The sequence below is a fragment of the Pseudomonas sp. 10S4 genome, assembly GCF_034344865.1.
GTDB lineage: Bacteria > Pseudomonadota > Gammaproteobacteria > Pseudomonadales > Pseudomonadaceae > Aquipseudomonas.
Window position 1 is genome coordinate 2,631,857 of sequence record NZ_CP133774.1, and the last position, 14,081, is coordinate 2,645,937.

8 protein-coding genes and 2 pseudogenes are annotated in these 14,081 nt (G+C 51.5%); 2 read left to right on the top strand and 8 right to left on the bottom strand.

All coding sequences use genetic code 11. The features are described 5' to 3' along the window. Window positions 1–125 precede the first annotated feature (125 nt). The 4 genes from RHM58_RS12100 to RHM58_RS12115 form a co-directional block, all read right to left on the bottom strand. Window positions 126–416, bottom strand: a complete 291-nt coding sequence (locus RHM58_RS12100) for a hypothetical protein (RefSeq protein WP_322270459.1) — start codon at window positions 414–416, stop codon at window positions 126–128. Further along, a complete protein-coding gene (locus RHM58_RS12105) occupies window positions 397–675 on the bottom strand; it encodes a hypothetical protein (protein WP_322270460.1) in 279 nt (92 codons plus the stop codon). The genes RHM58_RS12100 and RHM58_RS12105 overlap by 20 nt, the downstream gene beginning before the upstream one ends. A gap of 32 nt (window positions 676–707) precedes the next feature. Beyond that, complete coding sequence (locus RHM58_RS12110) at window positions 708–1,895, bottom strand: hypothetical protein (protein ID WP_322270461.1); 1,188 nt, start codon at window positions 1,893–1,895, stop codon at window positions 708–710. 114 nt (window positions 1,896–2,009) lie between these two features. Continuing rightward, the gene (locus RHM58_RS12115; RefSeq protein ID WP_322270462.1) at window positions 2,010–2,423 is read right to left on the bottom strand and encodes a hypothetical protein; all 414 of its coding nucleotides are present in this window, start codon (window positions 2,421–2,423) and stop codon (window positions 2,010–2,012) included. Between the two features lie 1,068 nt (window positions 2,424–3,491). Here RHM58_RS12115 and RHM58_RS12120 point away from each other — a divergent pair. Continuing rightward, window positions 3,492–4,298 (top strand): hypothetical protein, encoded by an 807-nt coding sequence (locus RHM58_RS12120; RefSeq protein ID WP_322270463.1) that lies wholly within the window; start codon window positions 3,492–3,494, stop codon window positions 4,296–4,298. 416 nt (window positions 4,299–4,714) lie between these two features. Then, window positions 4,715–5,047 (top strand): hypothetical protein, encoded by a 333-nt coding sequence (locus tag RHM58_RS12125; protein ID WP_322270464.1) that lies wholly within the window; start codon window positions 4,715–4,717, stop codon window positions 5,045–5,047. Window positions 5,048–6,175: 1,128 nt separating this feature from the next. Here the strand turns inward: RHM58_RS12125 and RHM58_RS34030 are convergent. The 4 genes and pseudogenes from RHM58_RS34030 to RHM58_RS12155 form a co-directional block, all read right to left on the bottom strand. Further along, a pseudogene (locus RHM58_RS34030) lies at window positions 6,176–10,591 on the bottom strand (RHS repeat-associated core domain-containing protein); the annotation flags it as partial. Further along, window positions 10,588–11,372: pseudogene (locus RHM58_RS12145) on the bottom strand (DUF4123 domain-containing protein). The pseudogenes RHM58_RS12145 and RHM58_RS34030, both read right to left, overlap by 4 nt. After that, window positions 11,317–13,359: a type VI secretion system tip protein TssI/VgrG gene (tssI, locus tag RHM58_RS12150; protein ID WP_322270466.1), complete on the bottom strand. Its 2,043-nt coding sequence runs from the start codon at window positions 13,357–13,359 to the stop codon at window positions 11,317–11,319. Before tssI ends, RHM58_RS12145 begins: the two are co-directional and overlap by 56 nt. Before the next feature lie 131 nt (window positions 13,360–13,490). Continuing rightward, window positions 13,491–14,006, bottom strand: coding sequence for an Hcp family type VI secretion system effector (locus RHM58_RS12155; RefSeq protein ID WP_017338154.1), 516 nt, complete (start codon window positions 14,004–14,006; stop codon window positions 13,491–13,493). Window positions 14,007–14,081: the final 75 nt, after the last annotated feature.

Consider the following 14,081-nt stretch of genomic DNA (forward strand, 5'->3'; position numbering starts at 1 on the left):
TTTTTTATAGCCAGAAGATACAAATCTTTAAATTTGACTGCAATGCCTCTGTTGGAATGGCGGCGCACTAGCGCCGCGCTCTGTAACAAACGAGCTAACTTTGCAGTAAGATAAATGTAGTGCGGTCAAGCCTTGTATTTTTCGTACTCTTCTAGATATAGCCGCTCGGACTCGTCGCGAAATTGATTTCGCCTCTGATGCAAATCTATTAGTTTGCTGCTAATGCTTTTGTAAATTATCTGGTGAGCTTGGTTTTTTAGATCTTCTTCATTGTACTCATCAATTTCAAAATCGTCGGCAAGAGCTAGATTGACGAGTGCTAATAAGACGGCTTTATCAATTTTGTCAATGGTTTCGTAATTTCCTTCGGTGTCTCGATAGTATCCTTGGCTTTTTTCAATTTTTAATACTTTCATATCCTGTCTTCCTTTCCATGTAAGCGGATTCGCCTGCTTCCAGAGAGTCCATGGTGACTTTAAAATTATTAATTTTTTTACCGTCGGTTGAGACTAATTCTCTGCTTGAAGGATGTCCCGAATATCTTCTGTATGTTATCTTTTCTTCTTCAAGTTCTTTGGCAGTATAAATTATGTAGTCAGCTCTGATGGACGCGCCTACGACGCTATTGTGCGTTACAATAACTACTGGCATGCTTTTGGATATTTCTTTGAGCATCTGATTGACTTCACTTCTTTAGGAAGAGGTTGTCAAATGAAGACTCTGTGCTCGTCTATAAGCAGATAGTCAAAGTTTTGAGCATCCTTGATTTCTTGCAATAGTCTAAATTCAGAACGCTCTCCGCCAGAAACCTTAAAGCCATCTTTGTTCAAAATTTCATACTCAATGCATGCAAAGTATTTATAAAATTCTGAAGGAGTGAATGCTTCGTTTGTTTTCAAGCTGGAAAGGTATTTGGCCGGATGTGCGTAATCTCTGAACGCATCACTAAAAGCAACCTTTTGGCCGCTAACATTTTTGATTTCACCTGCACCTTGGAATGCACGTTGTTTACAGACGACCTTAAACCCTTGAAAGCTTTCTTGGTATATTATTTTCTCTTCCTGAAGCAGCTTGGCGATTTCGTTAAACTTCAGAAGCTTCTTGTGCTCGAACATGACTCTATAAAGGTCAACATCTTTGATCTGAGTTGCTGAGGTCTTTAGTTGGAGTTTGCTTTTAACCTCGCGAATAATGTCATTCACCAAGCTTTTCTTTTTTCTCTCGTAGGCTTTGGACCACAAGATGACTATTAATTCGCAGGCGAGTGCCTTTAGGGCGTTTGTATCGATATACTTGTCTATGACGTCTCTAAATTCGATATTTTCTATCAGTTGCCTTACTGAGCTGACAAGTTCGGTGAGCGATGTGTGCTCACCTAAGTCGAACAAGGTTTCATTGAATAATGAAGCTCTGGAAAATGAATCAAATTTCTGTGCCTCTTCAGCCGACTTCATTAGAGTATCTAAGTAATCTGCGACTCTTCGTTTGTTGATTTCAGTGTCGATACTCAATACATCGTCTAATACCGTTTTGAAGGGAGCTAGGTGCTTGTCTGAAAAAATACTTTTCTTGCGCGTTACATCTGCATTGAATTCTTTTTCGTAGTTGGCATCGTCTCTTTGTACGAGAGAGAATTGAGGGATGTATTTTACATTTTCGCAGCTATTGTTTATCTGGGTTAAGGTTTCGGTTTTTCCCGAAGATCTAGCGCCAAGAATTGCATTTAGGCCAGTCGAGAGACATTGTCCATCCTCAAATACCTGGAAAATTGAATTTCCATCAAGCTTGGAAAGAGATACTTTGCTCCTGTCGCGCAAGGCAAACTTCAACGACTTTAATGATATATCCCCGCAATCTATGTAAGTCTGCCTTGTTGGGAATTTAGTCATCCCCACGTAAAATCGCATGTCGCTGAAGATTACTGGTGTAAGTTCGGTTTCATCTTTGACATGCGAACAAATTTTTTAGGACTGTCGACCTCACCTGCAGAAATTACATCCTTAAGTCTTTTAATAGTTTCTGCGTGAAGGCTTGGCTTCTTTTTCATAATGGGGGATTAGCAAATAATTGTTAAGGTCACCAAAAATTCGCATCAAATCATCGACATTGATTGAGTCGCCGATTGCCACCACTTTCTTAGCTACTTCATTCGCCTTAAGTTGAAAGCCTTCAAGGTCATGGTTTTCTGAAATTAGAAGGAGGTGCCCGGCGTCTAAGTTTATCTCAATGCCGGGAAAGACAACGCAGTTTAGTGCTTCACAAATCTCATTAAACTGAGCAAGATCGAAAATGTCATGATTCGTTATGGCGATAGCATCTAACTCTGCTAGCTCAACATATTCTTTAAGTTTCTCTAGAGAGAATTCGAAGTGTGAGTCGCTGATTGTGGAGATGGTATGCATATGGAGGTCAATTTTCTTCAATCTTCGCTCCTTAAATTCAAATTAAAAATAAGCCAGCTTGGTTGAAATGCCTCAACTATCTGAAATTTAGGCACTTAATTCGATTGATCAAATAGCCTTGCAGCAAGTTTTGCTTTTTTTGGCAAAAAGCCACTACCCAGAAGCTAAAGGGGTGAATGCTGGTTGTCTAGTAAAACTTTCGAAAAAACGAATAAATGCGTGAAGGGCGCGAATTCACTTTTGCCATGGATAAGGTGATGGGATGAAGCCAGATCTTAGTGACAGGCCTTCAAGAGTTCATTGCAAGGCTGAGAATATCGTTACCTGGGGAGGGGAGATGCTCGTCGGGGCAGGAATAACCGTCGGTGGCTATATCACGTAGCTGAGCAGATGGAGTCAAATCAACGCGTCGATGCCCGGACGGCTAAGCTCGATACCGAGGCGCTGCGTAAACACGACGAGCAGGTGCGCACTAGGCAGTTTGCTAACCGTTCGAGCGTCGATGTCGAAACAGCGAAAAGGGCACAGATTTATTTAATGTGTTCGCAAAGTCCGCTTTTGGCCGTTTTCCGCCGGTCGCGAGAGGCAGAAAACGGCCAATTGCTGACTTTCGATAAGGCCAGCCGCCCCAAAGCGATCCGTCAAACGCTGCCATCCCTTATACTAACTCTTTTATATAACGTCTTGATCTAAGAGGTTTATGGCTCCCCCTGGAATTCTCTGTCTACGCTTGCAGGAGTACCACCTGATCAAGCGCATAGTTGAGAGGCGCTTGTATTGAGGCAGCATGGGTATGAGTTCGCCTACTTTTGGTACAGAGCGGAAGGTTGAACAGCGCAGCGGGGTGGACTATATCGAGCAAAGCCTACACAGATAGAGGGGCCGGAACGGGTTATTCGCTGGTATGGGGCGTTGCAGCATTAGCTCCAAAGCGTTAAGTCGTTACAGGCTATGGGCCATATCTTATTGAAACATACTTTGCGGCGGACTTGTCTGCTTATGAATCAACCTAATGATTTGCTCAATTATCTACCCTCCCGATAAGGATATCCATGTGTTCAAGACAAAAGTTAATCAAAAGATTTTGGCGTGTCGGGGAATGAAGGTCGTTGCCTGGCGATTAGTGGTCTATGGTGCAAACTCATTGTAGAGACGGGAGCCTACACCAGCAAAACCGATAGGTTCTTGCAATGGTTTGACAAGAAAGAGGTCAAAAAAAGGCAAAGACTGTTAACACTCAGAAAGCTAGCCCAGGAAATCAAAGATAGACAAGATTCATACTCCGCGTACAACACCAACACCACGGGAAACTATTTTAAGAAGTGGGATGTAAGAACTGCCTACCTGACGACAACCATTCGTAATAACAAAGTGGCTGAACTCAATGAAAAATTTCCTACGCTCCCCCCAGTGGCTGAAAATGTGTTGTCGATAGAGGCGGCGGCACAAGGGCTCAACTGGGAGAACTCGAGGGCCAGCAAGAACAAACCCCCAGCGGCTACATTCACAGTCGCAGAGAGTCAACAGCTGGTAAAGAAACGAGCTTCTAAGGTGGAGAATTTGGTGGACGAAGCTATTCAATTTGGGATTTCCAATTGCGGTCTTAAAGTAACACATGGAACGCGTACTAACTGGGTCTCTGCATTGAGTTATATTGAGCGGGAGCATGGCTGCTATACGCTAAGTTTGTCAGATGCCAAAACCAGCAAACATACAATGGCCGTCTGCTTCTTAGCCATCAAAGATGATGAAGAAAATGAATTTGTATTATTTGATCCTAATCAGTATGAGATTTATTGTACCAAAGCTGAACTGGCCACCCTGCTTGCTGAACTGAAAGATAAATACTCAGCTGAGTTGGTGTTCATCTATCGAGTTATGAATAAAGCCGGCTAGGCTCTACATATACAAACTCTCTCCAAGTGCTTGGATACTGATAGCCAGTTTTCGAGAGGGCATCCATTACTTTCTCTATCGCACATTTGTTCTCGGGACTATCTAGAGATGGGACGACGACAAGGCCAATCTAACCAATTAGATCTATCCCCCTCTTCAGCACTTGATTGATCATCCGCTTCTGCCCCTGAGCTGCCCTCTACGAAGGGCAGCTTAGGGTCGATATCAGCCCTCTGTGGACGTCTGCTTATCATCGGCAAGCCGTATGGGCTGCACAAACGAACCAAATTGATCGGTCCTTCCGCCATTGGTTCAGGGCTGATTTCAGGGTTTTGCCCCAGAGATTCACAGCTGTTGATACCGGTCATGCTGATAGAATCAGGACGTTTGGAGATAACACCCTTCTGAGAAATTGCATGAACGAAGAACTGACTGAAGAAGAGATGCGCCGCGCGCTGTTCGGCGGTGCAGAGCCCCTTGCGCAGACTACTGCCTTACCTGTGCAAGACACCCTCTTGGGTATCGCGATCATACCTCCGACAAAGGCAGCGGAGAAAAAGAAGGTCGTCAAAGCGTTCACACCCAGGTTGAGGGTAACGCTGCGGGTGGGCAATGAATTTGAGGGCAAGACGCACGAAATGATCCATGAGGCGAATACGCTGAGTACCCTTCTAGCAGAGCAGGACGCTACCAAGACGGCCAAGAAGAAATTCAGGTTTGTGGAAGTGCTTTCGGTAAAGTCGATATAGGGGGACTTTACAAAACACGCGGGCCAGGCATTGAATCGCCTCTGATTTCATCAATAACCCACGCCCCTTAGTTGACTCTTGTGGATGGCAACGCCGGGATTAGCTGCAGAGCAATGCCTTTACACCTCAACTCAACTTTGTCAACTCAGCGGATAGTGACTACTCGCCGGCGACATATGAGCGATACCGTCCCCAGACTCATCGCTCTGTGTAAATTGTTCCGACTGGTTTTATTTTTAAGATAAGTACCAAGTAAGAAACTCAAAAAATCCGCTCCATTTTAGCTGCTGTTTTCCAGCTAAAAAATCATCTCGGCTAGCAAGGCTAAAATCTAAAACCTCCCCGCTATTTTTGTCATATAGATAGCATCCTTCGCCTTGAACACTTGTGAGGCAAATGAAGTTTTCTGAAGCTCCCACACCTCATGAATAAAATTTGTGCCAACTTCTATTTCATTGCTTGGGTCGGCGATGTCGCACAGCTCTTCATCTGAAGAGTTACTTCTGAAAAAAGTTATCGTGTAATTTAAAAAAACTCTGACAGCTCACTATCTAAATTTATATTCAGCGCTGTTAGTGCTTCAGTAACGGAGCGTTTATCTGTCCGGTGGATATCACCAGGTTGCTTTTCAATAAGTTGAATCAGCTCGTTCGGGATCATTTCGCGGTCTCTGCTGCTCGGTCTTTCCAATATTGTGGGACTTCTTTCTTGAAGAGTTCCCTATCTACAGGCGCGTCTGGGTGTTGGCTATGTCCGTAAGGGTGTACTGCTTCTCGGCCCTTACCTTTTAAGGTTGTAAGGTGAGTCTTACGACTTAGCTTCAAAAAGAGGCCCCTTTCCATTTTGCCTTGAGTGGTGCAACTGAAGCTGTTGAGGAACCCCATCTTTCATGATGTAAGGGGCGCCGCCTTCTTTCGCTCTATCCAAGTTCGACATGCCTTTGTGTTCTAAATTCCAGTCGATATCCTGTTGGAAAACTTTGTATTCATTTCCTGTACCTTTTCCACTTGCTTTCCATGTGGTTTCAGTTTTAAAGAACTTTGGATTCTTACCGCTTTCAGGCCCCGGGGCATCCGGTGCACCTTCATTAACCTTAGCGCCAGTTTCAGGAGACTCAAGTCTTGATGGAGGCTTACACCCATCCGCTCCCGGACAGTTATCCAACCCCAATGGATCCACCCACCCCGTAGGGTTAGGCACGTACTGGTAGTTGTTCAACCCACCTGCAAGCTTGATCGGGTCCGGCGTCAGATACCGTCCAGTGCCCGGATTGTAGTAGCGATGCCGGTTGTAATGTAAGCCCGTTTCCGCATCGAAGTACTGACCCTGGAAGCGCAGCGGGTTGTCGATTTCGGCAACGTCCAGGACGGCGAGGTTGCCGTAGGCGCGATATTTCGCCGACCACATGATCTCGCCGCTGTAGTCGGTGAGCTCCTGCGGAGTGCCGAGGTGATCGAGTTGGTAGTAGAACGGCTCAGCTTTGAGTGGGCCTTCGCCGTCGAGCATCGCCAAGGGACGGAAGGAGCCCGGCTCGTAGATGTAGCTGCGATAGCGGTTGTCGGCACTTTCGGCGATCAGGCGTTCGTCTTGCCAGAGGAATTCCGTGGTGTGGCCATCGACAGTTTTGGCGATACGGCGGCCGAAGGCGTCGTACTTGTAGCTTGCGATGCTGCCGCCAGGGAGGCTGACGCCGATGAGGCGGTGTTGGCAGTCGTAACGGTATTCGGTGACGAGCTTTTGTCCGGTGCCGCGACGTTCGCGTCGCGAGGTTGCCGTAGGCATCGTAATCGTAGTGTCGATCGCCCTGCATCAGCAGGCGGTTGCCTTTGACGTTGGCCAGATTGGCGGTTGGTTGGTCGCCTTGGCCCAAGAGGTTGCCTGCCGGATCGTGGGCGAAGCTTTCCGGAGTGGCGCCTCGAACGTTGATCAAACGGTCGAGCGGGTCGTAGTGATAACTACGATTGCCTTTCCGGCTGTCATCGATGCCGGCGAGGTTGCCGTTTGCATCGTAAGCGTAGCGACGCTGGAACAGGTTGCGGTCCTGCTGGCTAACGCTGTGAGCTTGCAGGCGGCCTTGTTCATCGTATTGGTATTGGCTGAGCAACAGACCCTGTTGACGCTGCTGTTCGCGACCTGCGCTGAACTGGTGAGTGGTCAGGCGCGAACCGTTGAGGTCGATGCTGCTCAGTTGACCGCCTTGTTGGTGGCGATAATCAAGCTTGCTGCCGTCTGGGAGGCGGCAGTGTTTCAGTTGGCCTACGGTGTCGTACTCGTAACGCAGGGTTCCCCAACCTTGGTGCTCGGTGATCAGGCGGTCTTGCAGGTCGTATTCGTAAGCGAGTGGCCAGTGGCCGTCGTCGACGTTTACAAGGCGGCCAAGGGCGTCGTAGCTATAGTGAATTTCCTCGTCATCGGCCAGGGTTTTCACCAGCAGGCGGCCAGCGGCATCGCGCTGGTACTCGGTAATCAGCTCACTGCCGTCATCGCCGAACTCGGTTTTCTTTAGCAATTGACCGTTAAGATCGTATTCGTACGCGGTACGACGACCATCGAAACCGGTTTCCTGCTGGATGAGTCCGTTCGGGTAGTAATCGAGGTGGTAGTGCTCGCCACGTTCGTTTTCGATCTCGCTGAGCAGCAGACGTGCGTTGTCGTAGCGATAGCGCAGTTGGCTGCCATCCGGATTGATACGACGGCTGACCAAGTGCAGGTTGTCGGCATATTCGTAGCGGGTGACTCGGCCCAACTCATCGCGCTCGGCGGTGACGCGGCCGTATGGGTTGTAAGTGAACGCGCGCGTAGCGCCACCGGGCAGGGTGATTTGCGCCAGGCGGTTAGCAGCATCCCATTGGTATTGGGTGATTGCGCCGCTTTCGTCCTGACGGGTGATCTGCCGACCCAACGCGTCGTAGCGGTACTTGCGCTGACCACCGTCCGGCAGTTGCTCTTCAAGCAGTTGCCCGAGATTGTTCCAGCCCAGTTGATGACGACTGCCATCCGGATGACGGATTTCTAGAAGACGGCCCTGGCGGTCATAGTTGTAGTGGGTTGAATTACCATCAGGGTCGATTTGTTCAGTGATTTCGCCTTGGTCGTTGCGCCAATATATCCACTTCGACGGGCCACGATTCACCACCCGGACGTAGCCGTGGTAATACTCATAAGAGGTCGGGGTGTCTTCGGGTGGAATGACCGCGATCAGTCGGCCTGCTTCGTTGTATTGGTATTCGGTGACGGCGCCGAGTGGATCTTTTTCGGCGATCAGGCGGCCTTTGTCGTCGTAGGCCTTGAGGTGCTCCGCACCGTCCGGATCAACCTTGGCGACCAGTCGAGCCTTATCGTCGTGGGTGTAGACCTCTTCGCTGCCGTCAGCATTGGTAACCGTGACACTGCCTTTATCATCCCAGGCGTAATGCGCGTCCATCTGCGAGAAGCTTGCCCAGTGATGGATGCATCGCGCCGATTTACCTTCTTTTTCCCATTCCCAATAGAAACTGGCGCCGCCGGCGAGTTGCCGCTCAAGAATGACGTTCTGGTCGTTGTAGGCATAACGCTCGGCTTCGCCGGCGGCGTTTTTGGCTTCGATCAGGCGGTGTTGGGTGTCGTAGCTGTAGGTGACCAGGGTCTGGATGGTGCTCCAGGCGTCTTCGAGATTGTCGGCCGGGATGAACTGCTGGTAGTCGATGCCGACGATGTGCTTGCGATCGTATCGCACGAGAAGGGCACGACCGGCGCCGTTATCGACGCGTTTGATTCGCCCGTGAATGTCACGGGTGATGTGCAGGCGATTGCCGTAGTTGTCGCTGATGGCGATCAGCGTGGCGCCCTTGTTGTTGTAACGAAAGTGGTAGAACTGGGTACGTTCTCCGGCTTGGGTGAGGATCAGTTCTGAGGGATCATCACCAAGGAAAATCGCTGCTTCCGACAGGCTGTTGGTGATCGCCGGACGCTGCACACTCGGTAACGGGAACGTGGTGATACGGTTTTCGTGGTCGGTCCAGACCACCTCTTCATCTTTGACGTCCACCCGCTGGGCAAGTGCATGGCTCCAGCCGTAACCAAGGCCGCAATCAATTTCCGCGGCGCTGGTGCGGTAAAGGCGAGTCCACTCGAAAGGTAGCAGTCCATCGAGCTGACCATCGGTCAGCGTCAGTAGCTCTTCACCGGTAACCATGGAAACCGGGCAATTGTTGGTGCTGGTTTTCTCGGCACTGGTTGCGCTTTTTTTGTCGGGCGTTTTTGACTGGGCCGGAGCATCGCTGACCTTTTCCTTTGGCTCCAGGACGAATTGCTTTTCTGCTTTTTTCGAGCAAATGCGGAGGCGTTTTTTTCCAGCAAGGCAGGTGTGTCGTTGGTGATTGGCAAAGGACCTTTTGCTGTTGCTGCGGTGGCTTGCTCGATTTTCAATGCAGCCTTTTTGGCGGCATCCATCGGTACGCCTTGCGCACTGGCCAACAGTGGTTTCACGGTTTCGCCGTGAGCCTTCAAGGCGTGTCCCTTACTCGCGGCCAAGAGTTTTTCCGCGAGCTCCTCTAGCATTTTTACCGCTGTGCCAGATTGGACCTTGGCCAAGGTTTTTGTACCAACACGAATCGCCAGCCCGAGACCGCCCGATAGGCAGATCCCCAGCACCACGTTGATCAGAAAGGAAGCGCCGATGGCCGTAATTACTTCCACACAGACTTGCGGCGGCAGCATGCCAACCCACGCGATAATGGCTGAGAGGTAGATGAACATCAGCGGTTCGTCGCTGAGAATCAGCAGTCCGGTGGCAATCGCTTCTTTCGATGCTGAATAGAGTTTCTCGATTTCTTCTTCACTCAGGTACTGAAGAAGTTTTTTCACATTTTTAAAGGGGTCGGCTAATAGTTCGAACAGGCTTTTGATGTCATCCCACAGACCCAGAAGCGCCTTCTCAAGACTATCGAGTGCAGACTGCATCAATATGAGCGAGCGACCCGCCCGGTCAGTCGCCGAGTAGCTCGCCCACTGCGGCTGGAACTTACTCGACCATTCGCTTTTCAACCAGCCGTCAAGATTGCCGATGACACCCTGGTATGAGTCGTACAGCGCTTTGACGTTGCTTTCAGAAACATTAGGGAAAAAAGTGATGCGGTACATCTGACCCGGCTTGCAGCCCTTGATAACTTCAATGCCGCTCGGGCCGATATTCGCAGGAATCACCGGGCCGACCACGTCGTATCCGCCGAACATCGCTTTTTTGACGGGTTCGAGCTTGACCGGTGTATTGCCGATGGGCACGTACCGAGCGCTCTCAAACATATGGATCAGTGTGAAATCACCCATCAACGGGCAGGTGGCAAAGGTTTCAACCGGCCCTGTCTTGGTCTTGCGCTCAGTAACGCTGACTTCGTTGCCCACCTTGAACTTCTGATCTACATCCATTGCCCAGCCAGTCCAGAAGCCGTCGGCCCAGGTCTTGTATTCGGTTAGGCAATTATTGAAGTCCTTGAGAATGACATTCACGTCTGGGGTCTTGGCGTCGAGAACTCGAATAACCAAATTACCGATGGGATCAATCATGACGTGACTTCCTTTGTCAGCTCAGCAGCAAGACGCTCTGCCATATCTTCTGTATTGGATTGTTGGCGCACAAAACGCTCGACTTTGTGGCGCAGATTACTTTCGGGGAAGGCAAAGAAAAGTTCTGGGCAATCCTCTCCCAACCACTGCATCAAATTTTCGACGACGGTGGTGTGGTCTTTCTCGGCCAGTGTGTCGACTAACTTCTGCGACACCGCCCACCATGGCCAAGCCTTGGCCGGTGGCACTCCCCTAGGTCCCACGTCCAATTTCTGGCCATTGATCAGGTAGCGGTCGAACACTGGTAAAACCTCACCAGCCCCGGCACCGAGACCTTCAAGGATCGGAAAGATGTGCCGCCCATCCCAGAACCGAAAAAAACCTCGGTTCCGTCGGGCATGAACACCTGAGTCAAACTGCGAAGGTGTTCAAACACCACGTCCGGGGAGCTGGTGGACACCGCCAACCAACCCCAATCCTGAGACTCGGTTTCGGCGATCCACTGTAGAAAACCGGCGTTGGGTTTCAGTTCGGCGAGGTAGGGCATGACGGGCTGCCAATCGGCGTAAGGCGTACCGCTCCAGATGGGGGTCAGTTCTGGAGCCATGTCTTGCTGGTAGAAAGCTTTGAGCGCTTCGGCATCACTGGCCGCACTAACGATCAGATAAAGCCGCTCACCCGACTGCAATGGCCGCTCAGCCAACCACGCCTGCGGAGTCAAAAGATCAGATCGCACAAGCACCTGCCTTGCATTTTTCACACTCTTCACAGAACGGCGCATTGCGTTTCAACGTATTGATTTGCGCCGGTGTCAGGACTTGACCGGCCGTGTCGGCGTCGGCCTGTTTCAGTACGCCGGGCATCAACGGCGCCGCGCCAGTGCCATTCCCGGGACTGCCACCGGAGTTCATGTTGATCACCGGCCCGCTCAGCGTGACGCCGCTGCCGTCGATCTTGATGAAGCTCCCGCCACCGATCAGGGTCAGTTCGCTGCCGGCTTCGAGCACCACTTTCATGCCGCTGCTCAGGTGAATTTCCTGACCCGCTTCAATGAATTGCCCGGTACCCACCTTGATGTGTTGGTTAACGCCCACGGTGAGGTGGTCGTTGGCGCGGGTTTCGACTTTGCGGTCGGCGTAGACGGTGTGGTGTTCTTCGGCTTTGAATTCGCTGTAGCTGTTTTGCTCGACGGTGTCGTGGCGTTCGTTGCCGACCCGAATCTTCTGGTCGTGCTCGACGTTTTCGTCCCAGTCGCGCTGGGCGTGCAGGAAGATTTGTTCCTGGCCTTTCTTGTCCTCGATGCGCAGTTCGTTGTAACCGCCGCCACCGGGGGAGCTCAGGGTTTTGAAGGTGCTGCGAGTTTTGTTCGCCGGCAGGTCGTAGGGGACGACGTTTTCCTTGTGGTACAGGCAGCCGCTGATCAGGGGTTGATCGGGGTCGCCTTCAAGGAAGCTGACCAGCACTTCCATGCCGATCCGCGGGATGGCGATGCCGCCGTAGTGGGCGCCGGCCCAGGCGGAGGAGACGCGCAGCCAGCAGCTGGTCTTGTCGTCGGCCTGGCCTTCGCGGTCCCAGTGGAACTGCACTTTGACGCGGCCGTACTGGTCGCAGTGGATTTCTTCACCTTTGGGTCCGGTAACCACGGCGCTCTGGCTGCCGAGGATTCGTGGTTTGGGGTGGTTCAGTGGTGGACGGTTCGGTACGTCCCACGGGGTCGCCTGGAAACGATTGCGATAGCCTTGATGGAAGTCGTCCTTCAGCGCCGTGGTGTTACTGGTGACCGACTCTTCCAGCACTTGCGGCTGTTTGCCTTCGTGGAGAATTTCGGTGAGCAGCCACAGGTCGTTCCATTTGGCTTTCGGGTGTTCGGTCAGGGCCAGGAAGTGCCCGCTGACCAGGATCGGCTGATCGCTTCGGCCTTCGGCCAACTGGAAGTCGCTGCGGTGACGTTCGAGGGCACGTTTGGCCAAGTGTTTGCCACGTTCGCGGTCGATGAAGCGACCGGGGTAGTCGTAGTCTTCGAGGTCGGGCAGGGCGTCGCCACGGTTTTCCGCTTCGAGGGTCAGGCGCGGTTTTTCGAAGTCGTAGTCGCGGCGGGTGGTGCGGCTGGTGCGGGTTTCCAGGCGCAGGTCGAAGCGCTTGATCACCGGGTTAGTCGCGACCATGCCGGAGTCTTGCTGATAGGCCACTGGCGCGAGTTTCGGGAACACCGTCTGGTCATCGCCGAACACCAGTTTGTGGGCCGTGGCGCTGTGCTGGAAGTGGTAGTGAATACCTTCTTCCTCGCACAGGCGCTGGATAAATTGCAGGTCCGATTCATCGTATTGAACGCAGTAGATGCGCTCGGGATAAATCGCCCCGACTTTGAATTCGTAGGCGTTGCTTTGAATGCCGTGCTCTTCGAGGACCATGCCGACGATTTTAGGGACGGTGAGGTTCTGGAAGATCCGTTGGTTGATGCGGTGCGCCAGGTAGGACAGTTGCGGGCGCAGGGTCACCGAGTAGCGGGTCAGGCGTTTGCCGGAATCGCCCTGGGCGGCACGATAGATCTGGCCGTGAATGCCGCTGCCGTCAGGCGAGAGCTGCAAAAAGGCCGGTTTGTGCAGGAGCGTTTCGAGGTCCAGGGACGGCTGTTCACTGACCAGATCCACCTCAAACACAAAAGGCTGGCTGATGGCTTCCCGACCTTGCAGGGCAAGAACCTGGAGATCGTTATCCAGACCTTCGATAGTCAGGGCAAAGTGAGTCTGATTGGCCGGCGCGAACATCCCTTGTTCCTCGTGCAGTGCTGCGGCGTAAACCAATACCCGATCAAAGGATCAGCAGACGCAAAATTCTGGAAAGGCGTAAACAACATCGACCAGCAGAGCTGGCCGATGCGTGAAGCGGTCAGCCGCGATTAAGCGACTGGCTGACGCCAGTCATCGGAACCCGAAGTACCGGATACTTCGTGTGTCCAGGTGATTTTGCGGTAGGTGAACTGCACTTCTTCCAGGTGGGTGAAGTGGGAGTTCGACGGGTCCTGGCAGTTGTGCATTTTGTTGTTGATGGCGACGATGATCGCGTCTTCCAGTTTGGTGGTGTAGTAGTGCTCTTGGGTACCCTGAGCAGAAGTACGGAACCACTGGATAACGATTTCGCTCATGCGCTCGCCGGAAGTCAGAGCAGCTTGCAGCAGTGGCGAAGACTTGTCGTAGACCTTGGTGATCACGACTGGTTTGTGTACGCGCTGACCGGTCGGTTGGCCGGACTGCGGGTCACGCGGGATGATTACGTCGTGGTTGAAAGCCTGAACCATGACCTGGTCTTCGTGACCTTCCTGGTAGGTGTTGCCAACCGAGTCGGCGGTGAACGCGCCGGCAGTGATCAGACCTTGTTTTTCGCCAGTGACGGACATGTACGCTGGTGTAGCCATGGATGTGCTCCTTGCTAAATAAATGAGGGTGCCCGGGAGGCGAAATCGCCCGGTGGGTGCCTAACACTTATCAAG